The sequence below is a fragment of the Mesorhizobium sp. CNPSo 4671 genome (genome assembly GCF_057784245.1).
The window spans coordinates 319,404-341,113 of sequence record NZ_JBWLUW010000003.1; the positions used below are offsets into that span (position 1 = coordinate 319,404).

General features: G+C 64.0%; 19 protein-coding genes. 11 read left to right on the forward strand and 8 right to left on the reverse strand.

The window, feature by feature from the left end:
* Positions 1 to 172: 172 nt before the first annotated feature.
* The 5 genes from recN to AC04SF_RS09740 all read left to right on the forward strand — a co-directional run bounded on the left by recN (position 173) and on the right by AC04SF_RS09740 (position 6,025).
* Positions 173 to 1,846, forward strand: coding sequence for a DNA repair protein RecN (gene recN, locus AC04SF_RS09720; RefSeq protein ID WP_488477604.1), 1,674 nt, complete (start codon positions 173 to 175; stop codon positions 1,844 to 1,846).
* A gap of 151 nt (positions 1,847 to 1,997) precedes the next feature.
* Positions 1,998 to 4,202 (forward strand): NAD-dependent DNA ligase LigA, encoded by a 2,205-nt coding sequence (gene ligA, locus AC04SF_RS09725; RefSeq protein WP_488477605.1) that lies wholly within the window; start codon positions 1,998 to 2,000, stop codon positions 4,200 to 4,202.
* Positions 4,199 to 4,888 (forward strand): DUF2461 domain-containing protein, encoded by a 690-nt coding sequence (locus AC04SF_RS09730; protein WP_488477606.1) that lies wholly within the window; start codon positions 4,199 to 4,201, stop codon positions 4,886 to 4,888. The genes ligA and AC04SF_RS09730 overlap by 4 nt, the downstream gene beginning before the upstream one ends.
* Before the next feature lie 115 nt (positions 4,889 to 5,003).
* A complete protein-coding gene (locus AC04SF_RS09735; RefSeq protein ID WP_488477607.1) occupies positions 5,004 to 5,732 on the forward strand; it encodes an AzlC family ABC transporter permease in 729 nt (242 codons plus the stop codon).
* Complete coding sequence (locus AC04SF_RS09740) at positions 5,729 to 6,025, forward strand: AzlD family protein (RefSeq protein ID WP_488477608.1); 297 nt, start codon at positions 5,729 to 5,731, stop codon at positions 6,023 to 6,025. The genes AC04SF_RS09735 and AC04SF_RS09740 overlap by 4 nt, the downstream gene beginning before the upstream one ends.
* A gap of 158 nt (positions 6,026 to 6,183) precedes the next feature.
* Here the strand turns inward: AC04SF_RS09740 and AC04SF_RS09745 are convergent, their stop codons facing one another.
* A complete protein-coding gene (locus AC04SF_RS09745) occupies positions 6,184 to 8,028 on the reverse strand; it encodes an aminopeptidase P family protein (protein ID WP_488477609.1) in 1,845 nt (614 codons plus the stop codon).
* A gap of 647 nt (positions 8,029 to 8,675) precedes the next feature.
* Here AC04SF_RS09745 and AC04SF_RS09750 point away from each other — a divergent pair.
* Positions 8,676 to 11,708 (forward strand): autotransporter outer membrane beta-barrel domain-containing protein, encoded by a 3,033-nt coding sequence (locus tag AC04SF_RS09750; protein WP_488477610.1) that lies wholly within the window; start codon positions 8,676 to 8,678, stop codon positions 11,706 to 11,708.
* Between the two features lie 37 nt (positions 11,709 to 11,745).
* Here AC04SF_RS09750 and AC04SF_RS09755 read toward each other — a convergent pair whose 3' ends face one another.
* On the reverse strand, positions 11,746 to 12,618 hold the full coding sequence (locus tag AC04SF_RS09755; protein WP_488477611.1) for a 50S ribosomal protein L11 methyltransferase: 873 nt from the start codon (positions 12,616 to 12,618) through the stop codon (positions 11,746 to 11,748).
* A gap of 10 nt (positions 12,619 to 12,628) precedes the next feature.
* A complete protein-coding gene (locus tag AC04SF_RS09760; protein WP_095202294.1) occupies positions 12,629 to 13,207 on the reverse strand; it encodes an SCO family protein in 579 nt (192 codons plus the stop codon).
* Positions 13,208 to 13,393: 186 nt separating this feature from the next.
* Here AC04SF_RS09760 and AC04SF_RS09765 point away from each other — a divergent pair, with 186 nt between their 5' ends.
* The 3 genes from AC04SF_RS09765 to AC04SF_RS09775 all read left to right on the forward strand — a co-directional run bounded on the left by AC04SF_RS09765 (position 13,394) and on the right by AC04SF_RS09775 (position 15,459).
* On the forward strand, positions 13,394 to 13,912 hold the full coding sequence (locus AC04SF_RS09765; RefSeq protein WP_488477612.1) for a CreA family protein: 519 nt from the start codon (positions 13,394 to 13,396) through the stop codon (positions 13,910 to 13,912).
* A gap of 85 nt (positions 13,913 to 13,997) precedes the next feature.
* The gene (locus tag AC04SF_RS09770) at positions 13,998 to 14,639 is read left to right on the forward strand and encodes a transferase hexapeptide repeat family protein (protein WP_488477613.1); all 642 of its coding nucleotides are present in this window, start codon (positions 13,998 to 14,000) and stop codon (positions 14,637 to 14,639) included.
* 394 nt (positions 14,640 to 15,033) lie between these two features.
* Positions 15,034 to 15,459: a low affinity iron permease family protein gene (locus tag AC04SF_RS09775; RefSeq protein ID WP_488477977.1), complete on the forward strand. Its 426-nt coding sequence runs from the start codon at positions 15,034 to 15,036 to the stop codon at positions 15,457 to 15,459.
* 12 nt (positions 15,460 to 15,471) lie between these two features.
* Here AC04SF_RS09775 and AC04SF_RS09780 read toward each other — a convergent pair whose 3' ends face one another.
* A complete protein-coding gene (locus AC04SF_RS09780; RefSeq protein WP_488477614.1) occupies positions 15,472 to 16,338 on the reverse strand; it encodes an SDR family NAD(P)-dependent oxidoreductase in 867 nt (288 codons plus the stop codon).
* Positions 16,339 to 16,474: 136 nt separating this feature from the next.
* Here AC04SF_RS09780 and AC04SF_RS09785 point away from each other — a divergent pair, with 136 nt between their 5' ends.
* On the forward strand, positions 16,475 to 16,753 hold the full coding sequence (locus AC04SF_RS09785; RefSeq protein ID WP_488477978.1) for a hypothetical protein: 279 nt from the start codon (positions 16,475 to 16,477) through the stop codon (positions 16,751 to 16,753).
* A gap of 7 nt (positions 16,754 to 16,760) precedes the next feature.
* On the opposite strand, the gene AC04SF_RS09790 is transcribed toward AC04SF_RS09785, so the two are convergent.
* From AC04SF_RS09790 to AC04SF_RS09800, 3 genes are all read right to left on the reverse strand, one after another.
* A complete protein-coding gene (locus AC04SF_RS09790) occupies positions 16,761 to 17,336 on the reverse strand; it encodes a TMEM175 family protein (protein WP_488477615.1) in 576 nt (191 codons plus the stop codon).
* A 107-nt stretch (positions 17,337 to 17,443) separates the two neighbouring features.
* The gene (locus tag AC04SF_RS09795) at positions 17,444 to 17,719 is read right to left on the reverse strand and encodes a hypothetical protein (protein ID WP_488477616.1); all 276 of its coding nucleotides are present in this window, start codon (positions 17,717 to 17,719) and stop codon (positions 17,444 to 17,446) included.
* Entirely contained in the window at positions 17,719 to 18,903 is a 1,185-nt protein-coding gene (locus tag AC04SF_RS09800) for an MATE family efflux transporter (protein ID WP_488477617.1), read from the reverse strand. The genes AC04SF_RS09795 and AC04SF_RS09800 overlap by 1 nt, the downstream gene beginning before the upstream one ends.
* Before the next feature lie 198 nt (positions 18,904 to 19,101).
* Here AC04SF_RS09800 and AC04SF_RS09805 point away from each other — a divergent pair, with 198 nt between their 5' ends.
* Positions 19,102 to 19,893 (forward strand): L,D-transpeptidase, encoded by a 792-nt coding sequence (locus tag AC04SF_RS09805; protein WP_488477618.1) that lies wholly within the window; start codon positions 19,102 to 19,104, stop codon positions 19,891 to 19,893.
* 70 nt (positions 19,894 to 19,963) lie between these two features.
* Here AC04SF_RS09805 and AC04SF_RS09810 read toward each other — a convergent pair whose 3' ends face one another.
* Positions 19,964 to 21,427, reverse strand: a complete 1,464-nt coding sequence (locus tag AC04SF_RS09810; RefSeq protein ID WP_488477619.1) for an esterase-like activity of phytase family protein — start codon at positions 21,425 to 21,427, stop codon at positions 19,964 to 19,966.
* Positions 21,428 to 21,710: the final 283 nt, after the last annotated feature.

Here is a 21,710-nt window from a genome sequence, read left to right on the forward strand (position 1 = left end):
GATGCTGAAACAAAAAGATAGTGCGGCGCTGCGACTCCGATTGGTCGCGTGCCGCTCCACGGCGGTTCAGTGTGATTTGAAGCGCTGAGCCGTCCCAACTTTTTGTTCTACGCAATTCCGGTGGGAAAAACGCTCCGCACGTTTCCTGGAATTGCCTGAGGTCCGGGTTCTGATGCTTTCCAGACTGTCGATCCGCGATATCGTCCTGATCGAGAAGCTGGATATCGACTTCCAGCCGGGCCTTTCCGTGCTGACCGGCGAAACCGGCGCCGGCAAATCCATCCTGCTCGATGCCCTGTCGCTGGCGCTTGGCGCGCGCGGCGACGCCTCTTTGGTGCGCCATGGCGCGGCGCAAGGCCAGGTGATTGCCGTGTTCGATGTGCCGCGCAACCATCCGGTGCGCGCGCTGCTTGTCGAAAACGCCATCGAGGATGACGGCGACATCATCCTACGCCGCGTGCAGACGGCGGACGGCCGCACCCGCGTGTTCGTCAACGACCAGCCATCCAGCGTGACCCTGATGCGCGATGTCGGGCGTGCGCTGGTCGAGATCCACGGCCAGCACGACGAGCGCGCCTTGGTCGACCCCGGCGCCCACCGCGACGTGCTCGACGCTTTCGGCGGCCATCTCGGCGCCGTTCGCTCGACCGGGGAGGCCTGGCGGCATTGGCGCGCCGGCGAGCAGGAGCTTACGCGCCACCGCGCCAAGGTAGCGGCCGCCGCGCGCGAGGCCGACTATCTGCGCGCCGCGGTTGCGGAACTCACCAAGCTCGATCCGCAGCCTGGCGAGGAAACGGAACTGGCCGAACTGCGCGCCCATATGATGCGCGCCGAAAAGATCGCATCCGAAATCCATGACGCCCAGGATGTGCTGTCCGGCCCGTCTTCGCCCTTGCCGCAACTCGCCAGTCTGCTGAGACGGCTGCAGCGCAAGGCGACGGAGGCGCCCGGCCTGCTCGAGGACGTGGTCAAGTCGCTGGACGAGGCGATGCTGTCGCTCGACGCGGCGCAATCCGGTGTCGAGGCGGCACTTCGCGCCACCGAATATGATCCGCAGCGGCTGGAGAAGGCGGAGGAACGGCTGTTTTCGCTGCGCGCGGCGTCACGCAAGCACAGCGTCGCCGTCGACGATCTGGCGCAATTGCGTGACACGATGGTAGCCGATCTCGCCGATCTCGACGCCGGCGAGGAGCGTCTGCATGGGCTGGAAAAGCAGGCCGCCGCGGCACGCGAGGCGTATGACATCGCCGCAGCACAGCTGTCTTCGCTCCGCCACGCGGCGGCGGTCGGCCTGACCAAGGCCGTGATGGCCGAACTGCCGGCGCTGAAACTCGAACGCGCCGCCTTCATCGTCGAGATGAAGGGCGAGGCCGAGAGCCGCATGGAAGAGGGCATCGACCAGATCGAGTTCTGGGTGCGCACCAATCCCGGCACGCGGCCCGGCCCGATGATGAAGGTGGCGTCCGGCGGCGAGCTGTCGCGCTTCCTCTTGGCGCTGAAAGTGGCGCTGGCCGATCGCGGCTCGGCGCCGACGCTGGTCTTCGACGAAATCGACACCGGTGTCGGTGGCGCCGTGGCGGATGCGATCGGCCAAAGGCTGGCGCGGCTGTCGAAGCGCGTGCAGGTGCTGTCGGTCACCCACGCGCCGCAAGTGGCGGCGCGCGCGGCGACGCATTTCCTGATCTCCAAATCGGGCAGCACGGACCGGGTAGCGACCGGCATTGCCGAGATGGACAGGCCGGCGCGGCAGGAAGAGATCGCCCGCATGCTGGCCGGCGCAACGATCACCGACGAGGCTCGCGCCGCCGCCGAGCGACTGCTGCGGGAAAATACAAACGCGGCATGAGACTATACGGCGTGATGACCGATTTAGGATATGGCAGCGAGTCAGGATATGGCTCCATCCTGCTGTTCAGGAATGATCTTTTCTGAAAACCGGTTCCCACTTTTCGGGATCATGCTCTATGGTGGCGCGCCACCGTTCGGGGGAGAAAAGCATGGCTGAAAAACCTGTCGATTCGCTCAGCGAAAGCGAGGCTGAAGCCGAGCTGAAGCGCCTGGCGGAGCAGATCGCCGAGCACGATCGGCGCTACCATGCCGAGGACGCGCCGATAATCTCGGACGCCGCCTATGATGCGCTGACGCGGCGCAACCTTGCCATCGAGGAGCGTTTTCCCGATCTGGTGCGCGAGGATTCGCCATCACGCAGGGTCGGCGCGCCGCCTGCCGAGGGTTTTGCCAAGGTGCGCCATGCCGTGCCGATGCTCAGCCTCGCCAAGGCTTATACCGACGAGGATGTCACCGATTTCATCGAGCGCGGCCGGCGCTTCTTCGACCGCGACAAGGACCTAGATATCGCCTTCACCGCCGAGCCGAAGATCGACGGGCTGTCGGCATCGCTGCGCTATGAGAACGGCGTGTTCGTGCAGGGCGCGACGCGCGGCGACGGCGCGGTCGGTGAGGACATCACCGCGAACCTCAGGACCATCGCCGACATTCCCGCCAAGCTGAAAGGATCGGGCTGGCCCGAGACCATCGAGATCCGCGGCGAGGTCTATATGACCTATGCGGAATTCGAGGCGCTGAAGCAGCGCTCGGCCGCTGCCGGCGGCCAGGACTACGTCAATCCACGCAATACGGCCGCCGGCTCGCTGCGCCAGAAGGACGCCTCCGTTACCGCCAGCCGCAACCTTAAATTCTTCGCCTATGCCTGGGGCTTCACGACCGCGGATCCGGCGCCGACCCAGTACGAATCGGTGCAGAAATTTGCCGATTGGGGGTTCAAGATCAGCCCGTTGATGGTGCGGGCGAAGTCGGCCGAGGAACTGGTCGCGCACTACCATCGGATCGAGGAGCAACGCCCCTCGCTTGGCTATGACATAGATGGCGTCGTCTACAAGGTCGACCAGCTGGAGCTGCAGCGCCGCTGGGGTTTCGTCACCGGCGAGCCGCGCTGGGCCGTTGCCCACAAATTCCCGGCCGAGCAGGCAATGACGACGGTAGAGAAGATCGACATCCAGGTCGGTCGCACCGGCACGCTGGCGCCGGTCGCAAGGCTTGCGCCCGTCACGGTCGGCGGCGTCGTGGTCGAGAACGTCACGCTGCACAATGAGGATTACATCAAGGGGTTCGATAGCAACGGCCTGCCGATCCGCAACGGCGTCGACGTGCGCATCGGCGACACGGTGGTGATCCAGCGGGCGGGCGACGTCATTCCGCAGATCGTCAGCGTTGTCATCGACAAGCGTCCGGTCGATGCCGTGCCTTATGAATTCCCGCATACCTGTCCAGTCTGCGGTTCGCCGGCGACGCGCGAGATCAACGAGAAAACCGGCAAAGAGGATTCCCGCCGGCGCTGCACCGGCGAGCTGATCTGCCCAGCCCAGGCTGTGGAGGGGCTTCGCCATTTCGTGTCGCGCGGCGCCATGGATATAGAGGGGCTGGGCGCCGAGAACATCGACACGTTCTTCAATGCGGGACTGATCAAGACAGCCGCCGATATTTTTACGCTCAGGGATCGTCGCCCAGCCGTCACTAAGGCGCTTGCCGAGCGGCGCGAGGAGCAGGCCAGGCAGCGCGAGGCGGCATCCGGCAAGACGCGCAAGAATGTGCGCAGCGTCGAGGATCGCAACTATGAAGGCCTCGATAAGCTGTTCGCAGCCATCGATTCGCGCCGCGAGCCGGAACTCGACCGCTTCATCTTCGCGCTCGGCATCCGTCATATCGGCGAGACGACAGCCGCCGTGCTCGCCAAGACCTTTTCCACCATCGAGGAGCTGATCCGCGTCGGCAAGGAGACGGCGGCGGCGGAGGATCCGCACACCGTCTTCCCATCGGTCAACGGTATCGGCGACACGGTGATCGATGCGCTGCGCGATTTCTTCGGCAATGAGCGCAATGACGACGTGCTCGACAAGCTGCTCGAACAGGTCAAGCCGAAGCCCTATATCGTCACCGTCTCGGCCGACAGCGAGGTTGCCGGCAAGACCATCGTCTTCACCGGTTCATTGGAAAAGATGACGCGCTCGGAGGCCAAGGCGATGGCCGAGCGTCTTGGCGCCAAGGTCGCCGGCTCGGTTTCGGCCAAGACCGATCTGCTGGTGGCGGGACCGGGCGCCGGCTCCAAGCTCAAGCTTGCCAGTGAACTCGGCGTCGAAGTCATCGACGAGGACACCTGGCTGCAGCGGGTCGGCAAGTCGTGATGGCGTTCAAAGGGTTCGGCCCGAAAGCCATTCCGTTCCTGAAGGCGCTGGATTTCCACCAGAGCCGGGAGTGGTTTCTGGAGAACCGCGACCTGTTCGAACAGGAATTGCGCGATCCTCTGGGTGATCTTGTCGAGACGCTGACGCAGCGTTTTGCAGAGGCGGGTCTCGGTCTGCGCGGCGACCGCAAGAAGTCACTGTTCCGCATCAATCGGGACGTGCGCTTCGCCAAGGACAAACGGCCTTATAATCGGCATGTCTCGGCGATCCTGTCGCCGGATGGCAGCAAAGCCGTGCAGGGCGTGTTCTACATTCATATCGGGTTGGAGGGCTGCTTTGCCGGCGTCGCCTGGTGGCAGCCGGAAGCCGCGCTGCTGCTGGCGATGCGGCGCGCCATCGAGACATGGCCCGACAGGTTTCGCGCCATGGTGAAGGCGTTGAAGAAGAACGGCCTCGAACTGGATGCGGAGGATCGCATGAAGCGCACGCCGCGCGGCTTCGAGCATGTCACCGACCAGGATCTTGTCGCTGCCATCCGCAACCGGCATTTCGCCGTCCGGCATGCGATCGATCCGGCTGGCATCCACGGGCCGGAACTGGTCGAGGAACTCGTCGATTTCACCTTGCGCGCCAAGCCGCTGCTCGACTGGGGCAGGGCGATCGAGGGCAGAATCGCGAAGGACTAAGTTTCATCTGGAGCGTGGCGACGATCATTTCCGCTGATCGTTTGGCTCAAGCGAATTCGTGTGACAAGGCGGGCTGCACTACCTACATCGGCGGTTTCGACCCTGGGAGCGATCGATGGCGACGGACGTGATTTCCGAGAGCGGCGGCAGAAGCGACTTCTGGCAGGGCGTGCGGCTCTCCATGCCTGTCGTGGTGGCGTCGGCGCCGTTCGCGGTGCTGTTCGGGGCGCTTGCCGTCGACAATGGTTTTTCGGTCCTCGAAGCCTTCTTGATGAGCGCGCTGGTGTTCGGCGGCGCCAGCCAGATGGTCGGCATCCAGCTGTTCGGCCAGCATGTCGCGCCGTGGCTGATCGTGCTGTCGATCTTCGCGGTCAACTTCCGCCATGTGCTTTATTCCGCCGGTATCGGCGGGCGCATCGCGCACTGGCCTGTCATCAGCCAAGCGCTCGGCTATTTCATCCTCACCGATCCGCAATACGCCGTGGCCGAAGCCCGGGCGCAATCCGGCCAGACCGTCGGCTTTGCCTGGTATCTGGGGCTTGGCCTGCCGGTCTATGTGTTCTGGGTGATCGAGAGCGCGCTTGGCGCGGTGTTCGGCAAGCTGATCCCCGACACGCATGCGCTGGGAATCGATTTCCTGCTGCCGATCTACTTTCTCGGCCTGGTGCTGGGGTTCCGCAAGCGGCCGCTGTGGCTGCCGGTGGTGGTCGCCAGTGCCTGCGCCTCGATCATTGCCTACAAGACGGTCGGCTCGCCCTGGCACGTCTCGATCGGCGCCATTGCCGGCGTGCTGCTCGCCGTCATCCTGCCACCGCACCATAGCGGCGTGGAGACAAGGCCATGAGCACGACATTCTGGATCATCATCGCCGGTGCGATCGCCACCTATCTGACGCGCATCGGCGGACATCTGGTCATCTCCCGCTTCGAAAACATCCATCCGCGCATCGAGGCCGGCCTCAATGCCGTGCCGGCGGCGGTGCTGACGACGCTGGTGGCGCCGGAACTGCTGAATGCGGGGCCGGCGGAATGGGCGGCACTAGTCGTCACCGCGGTGGTCTCGCTGCGGGGCGGGCTGATGTCGATGTTTTTGGCCGGGGCAGCGGTGTTGATCGTGGCCCGGCAGTTCGTCGGGTAGGGCATGTCGATATTCAGGTGATGACGGCCTGCAAACGGCGGCTTCCTGCGCTTCCGGTGCTCACGTACCCAAAAGTACGCTCCGCTCCGGTTCTCGGAATCCGCCGTTTTCGGCTCGTCCTGACCTGAATCTCGACACGCCCTCGCGCCTCAGAAAATCTAGATCTTCGCGTCGTGCGGCAGCGGTGCGGTCGCCTTCTCCAGCCAGGCCAGCGTTTCGCCGTCGAGCATCGGTCCGATCTCGGCCAGTACCCAGGCATGGTAGGTGTCGAGCCAATGCAACTCCTCGCGCGTCAAGAGGTCGGTCCGCACCAGCCGGATGTCGATCGGCGCCAGCGTCAGCGTCTCGAAGCCGTGCATGGCGATGTCGCCGCCCTCGATTTGTTCAGCCGGCGTCACCAGGATGAGGTTTTCGATGCGGATGCCGTAGGCGCCTTCCTTGTAGTAGCCGGGTTCGTTGGACAACATCATGCCCTCAAGCAGCTTTTCGGTGCCGGTGCGGGCAATGCGCTGCGGGCCTTCATGCACGGCGAGGTATGAGCCGACGCCATGGCCGGTGCCGTGGGCGAAATCGCAGCCATGCTTCCACAGCGCCATGCGGGCGACGGCGTCGATCTCCGAGCCGCGCGTGCCAGCAGGGAAGCGCAGCGTGGAAATGCCGATCATGCCTTTCAGCACCAGCGTGAAGCGCTCGCGCATCTCCTCGGTCGGCTGGCCGATCGGCACGGTGCGGGTGATGTCGGTGGTGCCGTCCTGATACTGCGCGCCGGAATCGAGCAGGAACAGCTCGCCCGCCTGCAGCTTGCGGCTGGTGGCGCGCGACACGCGGTAATGCATGATGGCGCCGTTCGGGCCGGCGCCGGAAATGGTGTCGAAGGAGACGTCGCGCAGCGGCATTTGCGTTTCCTCGCCGGTCTGCCGGCGGCTCTCTTCCAGCCTGGTGACGACCGCGATCTCGTCCAGCGATCCGGGTTTCTGGCGCTCCAGCCAGCACAAAAGCTTGGCTACCGCCGCACCGTCACGGCGATGCGCGGCGCGCGAGCCGTTGATCTCGGCCTGGTTCTTGGTGGCGCGCGGGATGCGGGCCGGGTCGGGCGCGGCGATCACCGTGCCGCCATTGTCCTCGACCAGCATGCGCAGCCGGTCGGCCGCCAGCACCGGGTCGAGCGCGATCTTGGCGCCGCCCTTGGCGAGTGCTGCGATCGCCGCCTCGAATTCGCCGGGCTCGTGTGGGTCGGCGAGCTGGGTGAGATAGGCCGCGACCTGGCGTGAAAATTTGCGCTTGTCCATGAACAGCTGGTGCGATCCGTCGGCGGCAAGGATGGCAAAGCCGAGCGCCAGCGGCGTGTGCGGCACGTCGCCGCCCCGAATGTTGAAGGCCCACGCGATGGAGGAAGGGTCCGTCAGCACCGCATGGGTGGCGCCGTCCTTGCCGATCGCCGTCGCCAGCCGCACCAGCTTGTCCTTGGCGAGTTCGCCGGCAAAGCCGATCGGGTGCAGCTCAACCGGGGTCACCGGTGCGGCGGGCTGATCCTTCCAGATGATGTCGATCGGGTTTTTCTCGAGCGGCACCAGCACGGCGCCGGTCTTGTCGGCCGAGGCCTGCAGCGCCTTGACCTCGCTGATCGTGTGCAGCCAGGGATCGAAACCCAGCCGCGCGCTCTTACCGATATTGTCCTTGAGCCAGACGGCCGGCGGGTTGTCGACCAGGCTTTCGACCGAAAAAATGTCGAGATCGACCTCACTGCGCACCTGCAGCGTGTAGCGCCCATCGACGAAGATGAAGGCGCGGTCGCGCAGCACGATGGCGACGCCGGCCGAGCCGCTGAAGCCGGTCAGCCATTTCAGCCGTGCCGAACGGTCGGCGACATATTCGCCCTGATGCTCGTCCGCGCGCGGAACGATAAAGCCGTCGAGGCCATTTGCCGCCAGCCACTGGCGCAACAGCGCTACGCGCGGCTTGCCGACTGCCGGGTCGCCCGCGGAATCGAAGGTCTGGAACATGATGGGCCTCCTGATATCGGCGTGACCGTAGCCTATGGGTCCGGAAATCGGAATCGATTTCCGGTTGGCGCAACCTGCTACAGCGTAGCCTGGCTGACAACCAAATGGGGCTGGTCCAGCAGCACGAAAGCTGGGTTGTCGTTCCTCATCCCCGACACGACGCGGCATTGCCGCGCTGCCGCCAGCACCCGGGAATTGCAACCAGAAAAAGTCAGCAAAGGCTGCTTTTTGAGCGTGCGTCACTTCGCACGGCAAGTTATCTGGTTCGGGTTTTCTTGTCTTGACCGCGGGGGTGGGGCCTTCCGGTCAAGGTTGGTGTCGGCGGACCAATTCTGCCACGCTGTTGAACGCCATGATGCTTGCCGCGCGCCGCTTGCAGGATCGATGTTGAAAAAGAGGACTATTATCCTGAGCCAGTCAGCCGGCAGAAACCGTGCTTGTTCGCAGTCCGGCATCTGGTGTGGCCAACTATTGATTGATGCAAATTCGCAACGGATTTGCTCTGATTTCTTGTCTGGGCACCGTGTTGCTTGGTTCCGGTAATTTTTACGGCCTACATTCGCTTGTCTGTCGGCGGCGGTTTTCGTAGCGTCGCCATGGGCTTCAAGGGTCGATTCAGCCAAGGGATGGCTGGTCGGGGGATTTTCATGAGACATTCCGTTTCTACAGTGCGTGCCAAAGGCCATGGCGAGGTGAATGCGCGGCTTGCGGGCTCGCTTCTGTCGTCCACGTCGCTTCCGGCTCTGCTGATGGCCGGGCTGATTGCGGCCGCTGTAACGCCGATCAACTCCGGTGCCGCCTCGGCCGAGGATTTCATTCATAACAGCGGCGATTGGGGCATAGCTGCGAACTGGACTCCCGAAACGATTCCCAACGGCGTCGATGCGGTCGCGAACTTCAACCATGATGCGCCGGACCAGGGGCTCGGCTATACCGTTTTCCTGACTGGCGGACCCTATACGGTCGGCACGCTGAACTTGAATGCCACGAGCACCTCCGGCGGTTACCGGTTTTCAAGCGGCGTTTTGAATTTCCAGGCCTCTGGGCAGGCCGCGGTCAACGTGCAGACGAACAATCTCCTTCCCGATCTGGACGCCGGTGCCAGTTTCAATCTGGCCTCCGACACCGTTTTCACGGTTTATGCCGGTGCTCATTTTACGGCGGATGGAGTGATCTCAGGCGCGGGCCTCACCAAGAGCGGCAATGGCTTGCTTACCTTGAATGGAGCAAACACCTACACCGGCGGCACCAACCTCTATGGCGGCACGCTTAGCCTCGGCAACAACAACGCGCTGGGAACCGGCGTGCTTTCCGCCTTCAGCGGAACGGTGATCGATATCCAGAATGGCGTCACCATCAACAACGACCTGACCATCGATCTCAGCCAGACGATCAACGTCGGATCCGGATCAACCGGAACCTATGCCGGCCAGATTTCGGACCTCAGCGATCCATCCGCGATCGTCAAGACCGGTGCCGGCACGCTCGTGCTCACCAACAACAACAGTTTCGGCTCAGGCGCCCGGATCGAGGAGGGGACGATCCGGGCCACGGCCGATTATGCTTTGGGTGTTGGGCCGATCACGCTGGATGGCGGCACGCTGCAGGCGGGTGCGAACCTCACCCTGGCCAATGGTTCTATCCTGTTCGGCGCCGCCGGCGGCACCATCGACACGAATGGCTTCGACGTCAGCACCTCCGCCAGCATGGGAGACGACGGCACGCCGAGCGGGACGTTCACCAAGACGGGGGCCGGCACGCTGACAATAGAGGGTTTTGCTGGCAATAACACCTATGCAACGGCCACCGACGTCGCCCAGGGCACGCTGAAGGCGGGCCTGAGCCCCAACATTTTCAGTGCAAACAGCGCCTATACGATCGAAAGTGGCGCGACGCTCGATCTCAACAATTTCGACCAGGCGATCGGCTCGCTCGCCGGCGCGGGAACGGTCATTGCCGGGGCAGGCAAGCTGACGACCGGAGGCAACAACGGCTCGACGGTGTTTTCGGGCGTCATCACCGGTACCAACGGGCTGATCAAGGACGGCACGGGAACTTTCGAGCTGTCGGGTTCAAGCCTGTTGTCGGGCGGGGTCGAGGTGAAGGCCGGCACCTTGCTGGTCTCCGGCTCGCTTGGCAATGCGGGGGTTACAGTCGATAGCGGCGCCACGCTCGGCGGCGGCGGCACGGTTGGCGTGCTCGATGCTTCCGGCACGGTCGCGCCTGGCAAGAACACGATCGGCACGCTGACCGTCAACAACTCCGCCCAATTTCGGGCCGGCTCGACCTATGCGGTGGAACTCAATTCCACTGGCCTTTCCGACCTGATCCAGGTGTCCGGCGCGGCGACAATCGTCAGCGGCGCCGGCTTGACGGTGAGCAATATCGGGTTGGGTAGCCTGGTGGCGGGCACCCGCTACACGGTGCTCGAAGCCGCCAGCGTCAGCGGAACCTTCACCCTGGTCGGAGATCCGCAGGTCTCTGCCTTTGTCAGGCTGAGCACAACGTCGGATGCGACGCATGCCTATGTCGATGTCACCCAGACGCAGACCTTCGGCTCGGCCGGTGTGACGCCGAACCAGATTGCCACTGCCGACGGGCTGGAGAGCGCGGCCAGCAGTGCCTTGGTCAGCGCTGTGCTCGCCTTGCCGAGCGACGCGGCGGCGCAGGCCGCTTTCGACCAGCTTTCGGGTGAAATCCATGCCTCGGCCAAGGGCATGCTGCTGCAGGACAGCCACTTGCTGCAGGACGCGGTGACGGCGCGCCTTCGCGGTGCCTTCGGCGACAGCGGCAAGACAGCATCGCTGCCGGTCATGGCCTATGGCGAGAACGGCGTTCAGCCGGTCGCCGCCGACACCGACCGCTTCGCCATCTGGTCGCAGGGATTTGGCTCCTGGGGCAGCACCGACAGCGACGGCAATGCCGCCGCCTTCGACCGGTCTACAGGCGGCCTGCTGGTTGGCGCCGACGGCCTGGCCGGCGCCTGGCGCATCGGCGTGGTCGGCGGCTACAGCCGCACCAGCTTCGATGCCGATGACAGGCATTCTTCCGGCGACAGCGACAATTATCACCTCGGCCTCTATGGGGGGACCAATTGGGGCGCCATCGCGTTCAGGACTGGTGCCGCCTACACCTGGCACCGGATCTCGACATCGCGCTCCGTCGCTTTCCAGGGCTTCACCGACAGCCTGTCGGCCGACTATGACGCCGCGACCGCGCAGGCCTTCGGCGAACTGGCCTACAAGACCGACGCCGGGCCGTTTGCCTTCGAGCCCTTTGCCAATCTCGCTTATGTCAACCTGCACACGGATGGTTTTGCCGAGAGCGGCGGCGCCGCGGCGCTGACCAGCGGCAGCTCAACGTCGGATGCGACCTTCACCACGCTCGGCGTCAGGGCGTCGACCGACATCACCCTTGGCGGCGTCGCGGCGACAGCACGCGGCATGCTCGGCTGGCGCCATGCCTTCGGCGACGTGACGCCGCTGTCGACCGTCGCCTTTGCCGCCGGCGACAGCTTCACCGTCGCCGGCGTGCCGATCGCCAGGGATGCTATGCTGGTCGAAGCCGGCTTCGACGTGCAATTGGCGCGCAACGCCACCCTTGGCCTGTCCTATGCCGGACAGTTCGGGGCGGATGCCTTCGACAATGGGTTCAAGGCCAATCTGGGCATCAAGTTCTAGAAATTCGACCGTCGAGGGCCGGCAGTGCCTGCCGACCTCAATGCTTGAGGTGGATCGTCACCCAGCCTTCGCGGTGCAGCGTGCGCACGTGCCGAAAATTCTGGCCGACATAAGCCGAGATAACGGCGTCGCGCTGGCGATCGAGAATGCCCGACAGCACGATCGAGCCGCCAAGCGCGATGTGCCCGGCCATTTGCGGTGCCAGCCGCATCAGCGGCCGCGCCAATATGTTGGCGACGATCAGATCGAAGGGGGCGCGCTTGCCGAAGATCGGGTGGTGGAAGCCCGGCGCGGTCACCGTTTCGATGAGTGCCTTGACGTGGTTGAGCCGCGCATTGGCGGCGGCGACCTTCACCGCCACCGGGTCGATGTCGGTGGCCAGCACCGGAATATGCGCCAGCTTGGCGACGGCAATGGCCAGCACGGCGCTGCCGGTGCCGAGGTCGAGCGCATTGCGCGGGTGCTCGCGCCGCACCACTTTCTCCAGCATTTCCAGGCAGCCTGATGTGGTGCCGTGATGACCGGTGCCGAAGGCGAGACCGGCCTCGATCTCGATGGCGAGCTCGCCGCTGTGGCGCTTCCTGCGGTCATGCGCGCCGTGGACGAAGAAACGGCCGGCGCGCACCGGCTTCAGGCCCTCCAGCGAACGCGCCACCCAGTCGATGTCGGGCAACACCTCGCGCTCGATCGGTTTCGGCAGAGCGAGGCCCGCGACAATGTCCTTGACCCGCGCCTCGACTACGTCGACGTCGCCATCGGCGTAAAGCGAGACCTCGTGGATGTCCTGGTCCTCGTCGACCTCCAGCACGGCGATCGGCAGGCCTTCATCCTCGAAGGCCAGCTCAAGCGCCGCGAAGACGCGCTCGGCTTCGATCTTGCCGGTGGTGAAATACAGCCGCGTCTGGGTCATGGGGTCCGTATCAGCCCTTGCCCGCGAGGCGCTTCAGTTTCTCGACTGCGGTGCTGGCGCTTTCGCCATAGGCGATCGTGCCGGCAAAGTCGCCCTTGGAGTTGAGCAGCAGCACCGAGGCGGTGTGGTCCATCGTGTAGTCGCCATCGCCGGTGTCGACCTTCTTCCAGTAGATGCCGAACGACTTGGCCATGGCATGGACCTTGTCCGGATCGCCGGTGATGCCGGTGATGCGGTCGGAGAAATTGCTGACATAGGCGTTCATCACCGCCGGCGTATCACGCTCCGGGTCGACCGAGACGAAATAGGCATGCAAGGTCTTGCCATCGTCGCCGAGCGTCTTCAGCCAACCGGAGAGTTCGAACAGCGTGGTAGGGCAGACCTCGGGGCAGTGGGTGAAGCCAAAGAAGACGACGCTGGGCTGCCCCCGGAAGGCGGCTTCGGTGATCGGCGCGCCCTTCTGGTCGACCAGGGTGAAAGGGGCGCCGAACGGTTCGCCGCCGTAATGGCCGCGATACCAGTCGAAGGTCAGCCAGCCGATGCCGGCCGCCATCAGGACGAGAATGCCGACCAGGATAGAACGCATCATCACAAAAGTCCGTCTGCAGAAATTATCGCGCCGGCTCAATGCCGCGCTGGTGCGACAGTCTTAGCGGTTCGGCCCTGCGCAGGCAAAGTGCCGCGTTGCCGCAACCGTTGGAGTTGACGCTTCCGCTTGCAAAGCCGCACAACGCGTCCCACCTGATACCGGCAACTCGAACCGCAGGAGGCTCCTTTGCTTGAACTGGTTGGGCGCGAACGGATTGGGCGAAAACTGATCGGCGGCGCCTTGGCCGCCTGCGTCGTGCTTGGCGCCGGCAGCGCCCTCGCCGAGGAAGTCGGCAAGGTCGGCGTCGACTGGGTCGGCAACGACATCATCGTCGAAGCGATCAAGGACCCGAAGGTGGATGGCGTGACCTGCCATGTCTCCTATTTCGACCGCAGCATCATCGACCGCCTGCACAAGGGCAACTGGTTCGAGGATCCCTCCGATTCGTCGATTTCCTGCCGTCAGACCGGCCCGATCACCATCGGCGACATCGACATGAGCGAGGGCGGCGAGGAGGTGTTCAAACAAGGCATCAGCCTGATCTGGAAGAAACAGGTGGTGAACCGCATCTATGACAAGACCAACGAGACGTTGATCTATCTCTCGCATTCGCGCCAGGTGCAGAACGGCTCGGCGAAGATGTCGGTCACCACGGTGCCGCTCTATGGCCAGAACGTGGTGTGGAGCAAGGGCAAGCCGAAATAAGTGGGTGGGCGTCTTTTGTGCTGATTGGTCCCGCGGACAATTGCTCCTGCCTTGCAGGAGCAATTGCTCTGAAGTAAAGCGCCGCATGGACCGCACCGAAAACCTTGTGCTGAAAGATCCCGAGCCGCGCATCCATCCGACCGCGGAGCTGAAGGCGTGCAAGCTCGGCCGCTATGCCTCGATCGGTGAGCGTGTGGTGCTGCGCGAGGTGAGTGTAGGCGACTTCTCCTATTTCGAGCGCCATTCGGAAGCCATCTATGCGAGCATCGGCAAGTTCTGCTCGATCGCCGCCAACAGCCGCATCAATGCGCTGGAACATCCGATCGAGCGGCTGACCCAGCACAAGGTCAGCTATCGGCCAAACGAGTATTTCCGCTGGCTGGGTGTCGATGCCGCGTTCCGCGAACGGCGGCAGTCGAAGGCCGTGAGCATCGGCCATGACGTCTGGGTCGGCCACGGCGCGGTGATCATGCCTGGCGTCACCATCGGCAATGGCGCCGTCATCGGCGCCAATGCGGTGGTGACGCAGGACGTGCCGGCCTACACGATCGTCGCCGGCGTGCCGGCCAAGCCGCTCCGGCCTCGCTTTGCGCCTGACATAGCGGCGCGGATCGACGCGCTCGCCTGGTGGGACTGGCCGGTCGAGAAACTCGCGAGGGCAGTTCCCGACATCCAGGCCATGCCGATCGAGGCCTTCCTCGATCGTTGGGAAAACGACGTCCTTTAAGTTTCCGCTGAGACCGGTTTGGGCCAGGCCGTCATAGCTGCCAAGGATTTCAGCAGGCCAAGGGCCTTGCTGCGAAGCAAGCTGCGGGAGCGATCGTCTGTGCGTGTGCCGCCCCGCGCTTTCGCGGAACCATGCTCCGCGCTCTCTGGACTGAAACCCCTTCCGCCATGCGGGGGTGGCGCAGCGGAAGGGGCTGGAGGTAAACCGCTGTGAAGCGGAGGAACAGGCTCTCTTGCCTGCACGGTAACCATGACACTAAACCGATAAGGTGTGTTTTTCACCGCATGCCCGCCTTGCGTGTATTCAATTGCACCTGATGTATTTGCTGCCGTGGGGAACCTGGAACGGTCGCCGATTGTTTCTCATCGCGGCAGCCATTGAGGGATCTCGACAGATGGAAAAGCTCTTCACCAGGATCGCCAATTGGGTCGCCCACGTAACCGGCCTGCCGCTGACATTCGTCGGCTGCTGCCTGATCATCATCGTCTGGGCGGTAAGCGGGCCGTTCTTCGGCTTCTCGGACACCTGGCAGTTGGTGATCAATACCGGCACGACCATCATCACCTTCCTGATGGTGTTCCTGATCCAGAACACCCAGAATCGCGACGGTGCGGCAATCCAGGCCAAGCTCGATGAGCTGATCCGGGTCAGCGCGGGGCACAACCGTTTTATCGGCATTGAGCACCTGACCGAATCCGAGGTCGAGGAAATCCGCGACAAGTGCGAGCGGGCGGCGCGACGGCATGACGAGAAGATCGCTGCCATGGCCGCTAAGAAGGCCGTGGCGCAAAAGCGGGCTCCGAAAAAGCACGCGGCTTGAGGAACTTGAAGCTCAGCCTTTGATGAAGGCCGCGAACGCATCCTTATGATCCGGATGCCAGCGCGACAGGGCCGGGCGGTTTTCGATGATGTCGCCGATCGCCCAAGCCATGCGCTTCTCGTCCAGCGGCCGCGCCACGTCATTGTCGGGGCACAGGATGTAGAAGTCGCCCCTGACCAGGGATTCCAGCATGAAATCAATGACCTGCTCGCCGGTCCAGGCGCCGGCTGGTTTTTCCGTCGCGCCTTCGGTGAGGCCGGTATAAGTGAAGCCGGGGATGAGCAGATGCGCCGACAGGCGGGCGCCTGGTTCGTTGCGCAGCGCATGCGCCAGGCCTTCGGTGAATGTCTTCACGCCGGCCTTGGAGACGTTGTAGGCGAGGTTGCCGGGCGGCGTGGTGATGCCTTGCTTGGAGCCGGTGTTGACGATCAGGCCCGGCCTGACCGACGCCAGCATGCGCGGCGCGAAGGCTTCGACGCCATGCACGACACCCCAGAAATTGATGTCGAGCAGCCGTTTCCAGGCATCGCGGTTTTCCCAGGGCTTTCCGGGATTGTCGCCGACACCGGCATTGTTCATCAGCAGCGAGACCTCGCCGAAGGCGCCGAATGCCCGGTCGGCGAGACGATCGACCTCATCCGCATTCGAAACATCTGCAACAACGGCAAGCACGGCGCCGTCGCCGGCAATGGCCGAGACGGCGCGGGAGGCATCGTCAAGGCGCGCGCCGCCAATGTCGGCGAGCACGATCTTCATGCCCATCAGCGCAAGCCGCTTGGCGGCCGCCAGACCGATGCCGCTGGCGGCACCGGTGATGACGGCGGTGTTGCCCGGAACAAGCGCGGGCAGGGCGGTCTGGATTTCGGCGTCGGTGATCATGAGCAACGGGATCCTTTTCTCGATGGCGCCGAACTTAGCGCTGGAACAGGCTAGCGCAAGCCTGCATCAGCGCGTGTTCGGGTTGACCAGTCGGACCGCAACTGCGCATGTTGCCCCCACAAACGGAGATTTTCGATTGACAGACTGGGTCGCAATTCTGAAGGAGCAGACCGCCACCGGCGACCAGATGGGGCGCGAGGTGCCGCAGATGCTGGCCAACCCCGACATCACCGAAGCCCAGGTGAAGACACTGTTCTCGGCGCTGGAAAAACAAGCCGAGTTCGTCGAGAAACTGCGCATGGCGCTGGAGAAATTCGGCCATGATTTCTCGATCATCAAGGCAGCGGAACGGCTGGAGGAGCGTTACGCCGACCTCGCCGCGTCGGTGGCGGAAAGGCTTAAAGCGATGCGCTAGTAGGGATCTACTTTTCGATCACCCGCGCGAAACGCGTATCCGGCACCAGCCAAACCATGGTGATGGCAACGTAGATCGCCACACCGATCCACTGGTTGAGGAAGGTCAGCGGTATGGCCGCGAGGTAGAAGGCGAGCGAGATCTTGCCTTTGCGGTCGCTGCCCACGGCCCTGACAAAGGCGCTCTCGCTGCCGTGAAGCCGGTGCAGAGTGATGGTCAGGATGTTGAACGCAATAGCGCATAGCGCGAGGTCGGCGCCGTAGACGGCGACCGGCACCGGCGCGAAATGATTCTCGCCCATGAAGGCCGTCGTTGCGGGCATCAGCGACAGCCAGAACAGCAGATTGAGGTTCGCCCACAGCACGCGACCGTCAACGCGTTGCACGGTGTGGAACATGTTGTGCAGATTGTTCCAGTAGACGCCGACATTGATGAAGGACAGCACGTAACAGAAGAAGATCGGCCACAACGGCACCAGGGCCGAAAAATCTTCGCCATGCGGCACTTTCAGTTCAAGCACCATGATGGTGATGATGATGGCCACCACGCCATCGGTGAATGCCTCGACCCTGCCTTTGCCCATGGAGCCTCCCCGACTATCTCATAAAATCTACGCGATGGCTGGACGTACGGCTACCCGCCATGTGGCTGGGCGAACGGTGGGTGGCGCGCATTGGCGCGCCAAATCATTCAGCCGTTCGGCGTTTCAGGAGCCATGTTGGCGCGGCCGCGCGGCACGCCAAGCCCGGTGTCCGGCGGATCGCCGGCGGCCGGCCTGTTCTCGATCATCTGCAAGGCGCGCCAGCCGCCGAAGCGATAGTACGCCGCGGCCAGAACCAGCGAGGTGATCGAACCCGCCGGGAAACTCCACCACAACGCTTCCTCGCCGATCACGCCGCGCATGAAATAGGCAAAGCCGGTGCGCACGATAAGCACCGAGATCACCAGGATGATCAGCGGCGGCATCACAGCACCGGTGGCGCGCACGGTGGCGAACAGTACGATGGTGAGCCGAACAGGATGAACGACCACGACGCGACCGTGTTGATGTGGGCGGCGACGTCGATCGCCGCGCTGTCGCTGCTCAGGAACAGGCTGAGGATCGAACGGTCGAAGAGCCATAGCAGCGCAACCAGGGAACCGGTCAGGATGAGGTTGAAGCCGACGCCGGAAGCGGCGACGCGACCGATCCGGTCCCAGCGGCCGGCGCCGACATTCTGCGCCGCCATGGAGGAGACCGCGGCACCGATCGCCAGCGCCGGCATCTGGATGTAGGTCCACAGCTGTGCGGCGATGCCGTAGGCGGCGGCGACCTGCGAGCCGTAGGCATTGACGATGCCCATCACCGTCAGTGCCGCCACCGAAATGACGATCATCTGCAGGCCCATCGGCACGCCTTTGAAGACAACGATTCGCAGCAATACAGGGTCCGGCCGCAGCAGCGCGAGATTGGCGCCAGCAAGCCGCAACGGATGCTTGCGCGCGTAGAGCACGATCAAGATGGCGATGACGCTCACCGTCTGGCCGATCAGCGTCGCGGTGGCGGAACCGGCGATGCCAAGTTCGGGGAAGGGGCCAATGCCGCGGATCAGCAGGGGGTTAAGCACGATGTCGAGGACGACCGCCAGCGCCATGAAGAGGAACGGCGTGCGTGAATCGCCGGCACCGCGCAGCACGGTCATGACGAAGGACAGAAGGTTCATCATCGGCACGGCGACGAAGATGATGCGCAGATAGGAACGCGCCAGCGGCAAGGCGTCTGGCGGCGTGCCAAGCGTGTTGAGGATGGCGTCGACCCAGCTCCAGCCGCAGATGGCGAAGACCACCGAGATCAGGAAGAAGAAGGTGGCGCTGGTGCCGACGATGCGGCGCGCCTCGGGCAGGTCACGGGCGCCGACCGACTGCGCCACCAGGATGGTCGCCGCCATGCCGATGCCGAACACGGTGCCCAGGATCAGGAACAGGACGAGGTTGGCATTGGAGGTGGCGGTCAGCGCCGATTCACCGAGAAAGCGACCAACCCAGACGGCATTGATCGACCCATTGAGCGACTGCAACACGTTGGAGCCGAGCACCGGCAAGGCAAACAGCAGCAGCGTGCGCGGGATCGGGCCGCTGGTCAGGTCGCCGGTGCGCCGGCGCGTGGGCATTTTTTCGCTCATGGCTGAAGGCTTATCTGAGTCCGCGACGATTGCCGATTCAAGGAGGCAGGCCGACGCGGCGTCGGATAATTCCGCCTAGCGTGTGTTGATCTAATCATGTTCTCAAAGCCCCCGGAATGGGATATTGGTCCTTGGGGGCGTGGGGCCCGCATTCTTTGTCATATCCTATGAATTGCTGGGGGATTCATGTCCGATAGTCCGTTGTTTTCCGAGCGCCTGAACCGGCGCGCGTTTCTCGGTGCATCCGCCTTGGGCGCAGCCTCCGTGGCGCTTTCAGCGTGCACCACGACGGAGGTGGTGACGCCGCCGCCGGTGGCAGCGCCGCCGCCGGATACGGCGTTCGGCGATACCGCAACCATGTACGCGGCGCGCACGGATGAGGGCTACCAACTGCCGGCAATCCCGGTGGCCAAGCTCGATCCGAAGTTCGTGCGCCAGATCGTCGCCGACCCGACCGGAGAGAAACCCGGCACCATCGTCGTCGATGTCTCCGAGCACTTCCTCTATCTGGTGCGCGACGGCGGCAAGGCCATCCGCTACGGCGTCAGCTTAGGGAAGGCGGGTTTCGGATGGACTGGCAGCGCCGTGGTCCAGGCGCGGAAGAAGTGGCCGGTGTGGACGCCGCCGTCGGAAATGATCCAGCGCCGGCCGGAGCTGGCGAAATTCAAGGACGGCATGCCGCCCGGTCCGCAGAGCCCGCTCGGCGCCCGCGCGCTCTATCTCTTCCGCGACGGCAAGGACACGATGTACCGGCTGCACGGCACGCCGGAGTGGGATTCCATCGGCAAGAACGCTTCGTCGGGCTGCGTGCGCTTCATGAACCAGGACATCATCGACCTCTACAGCCGCGTCAACGGTCCCGCGCCGGTCTTCGTGCGGCCGAACCTGTCGGCTGCCGGCAAGATCATGGCGGTGTCGAGCCGGACGGCCGAGCCGATCGATGCGGGCGTGCCGAAGGACGCGGAGTTCTTGAAGTAGGCTTCCTCACGGGCGGCCGTTTGAGGTCGTTCAGGCGGACGCGCCGGGCGCGCCCGCCCTTTGTATGCGACTACTTTTTGGCAAGGCCCGGAAGCGTGACCTGATAGACCAGGAACATGGTGTCGACATTGGCGCCGTCATCGGCCTTGTAGGGCGCGCCGACCTGGAAACCGTCCTGGGCGAGGAAGTCGTTGTCATTGGCGACGAACAGGAAATAGTCGTCGGGCAGCTTCGGATCGAGCACACTGGCCAGCGACATCGCTTCCCACTTCTCGGACAGGTTGTTGTGGTCGTTCGGCGCGCCATCGTGCAGGCCGAAGCGATTGAGCTGCGCATTGTCGTTGATGTCGATGAACGGCGTCAGCCTGGCCGGCGTCACCGACGGATCGAGTACGCCCTCGGGGGCGACCGGCTTGTCGGCGGCATCGAAGGCGCCGCCGGCAATGTCGGTTGCCGCCGAAACGTCGACGACGAAGATCTGGCGCAAAAGCGAGGTGTCGCCCTTGAGGCCCTGGCCGTTGCCGCTGTCGCGCGCCAGCATCAGGAAGGACGTGTCCGACAGTGCCACGATCTCGCTTTGCGCGGCGACCTTGGTCTTGCCCTTGGCATCCTTGAACACCGGCAGCGGCACGACATATTCATGCGCCAGCTTGAGATGGGCGAGGTCGGAGGCATCATAGACCAGCGCCCTGGTGTTCTGCCGGGTCGAACCGGAATCGCCGCCATCCTGCCTTGTCGCCGACTGCAGCACGGCGATCAGGAACTTGCCGTCCGGCGTCATCGCCATGCCTTCCAGGCCCTGGTTGTTCTGGCGGCCGGTATCGGGATCCTTCGGGTCGGGCTCGGCGGCACCCGGGCCGGGATTGTCCGAGGAGAAATTCGGCTTGCCCTTGCGCATCGGCACCAGCGCTGCCGGCGGCTGGGTCGCCGATAGCAGGCGGCCTTGCGCCGAGAAGTGGTAGATGTTGGGACCATATTCGTCGGAGATGAACATCGAGCCGTCGGGCAGCCGCACGATCGCCTCGTTGTCGAGGGCGAGCTTGCCATTGGTGGCGACGGGCAGCATCGGCATGTCGCCGGCGGCCGGGCGCACATCCGAGAGCGGATCGAGGCCGGTGGCGTCAGCGCCCTTGTCGTCGGTCAGCAGCATTGTGTCGGCTAACGTCGCCTTGACTTCGGTCTGCTCCTGGCCGGCGGCGCCTGGTGCCGCCGGGGTGAACTCGATGCCGATCGTGTTGATGCGTGGCCGGTAGTCGGTAGTGCCGGCGACGTTGTAGCCGCGATCCGGCAGCAGCCAGAGCGACCCCTTGTAGCTGCCGGCGTCATGCGTCCAGCCAGCGGTATCGATCGCCATGCCCGAACCCGATCCGAACGTCTCACCGAACTTGTCGCGCTGAGCGGCCGGAATGCGGCCGACACCGACCAGGCCCTTGTTGACGAGGACGGTCGCGGTGCTGTCGGCGAGCGCCGGCGTCAAGGCGGTGAACAAGGCCAGCGCGACGCCGAGCGAGGCGGTTCGGTGCAGGTGTTTCATGGATGATCCTCTTGTGACAAAGCGTGCCGGAGCGGCCGAAGAACGAAAAAGCTGAAAGAGGCGGTACATCGATGATGCCGCGCGCCCCCCAAAAGCGGTCTAAGGCGCGAACATGATGCTTGCGTGACAGCGCGCGGTACATACCGCCGCTTCGTCACGCGCCGACAGAAACGTGTGCCCGAGCCAACGAATTGATCACCTCGCCACGTGTTGGTTCGGTCAGGCGAGGTGCGTCTCGCAACGCGCTGGACACATATGTCCAGTGCGTATATGGTGCGGCTTC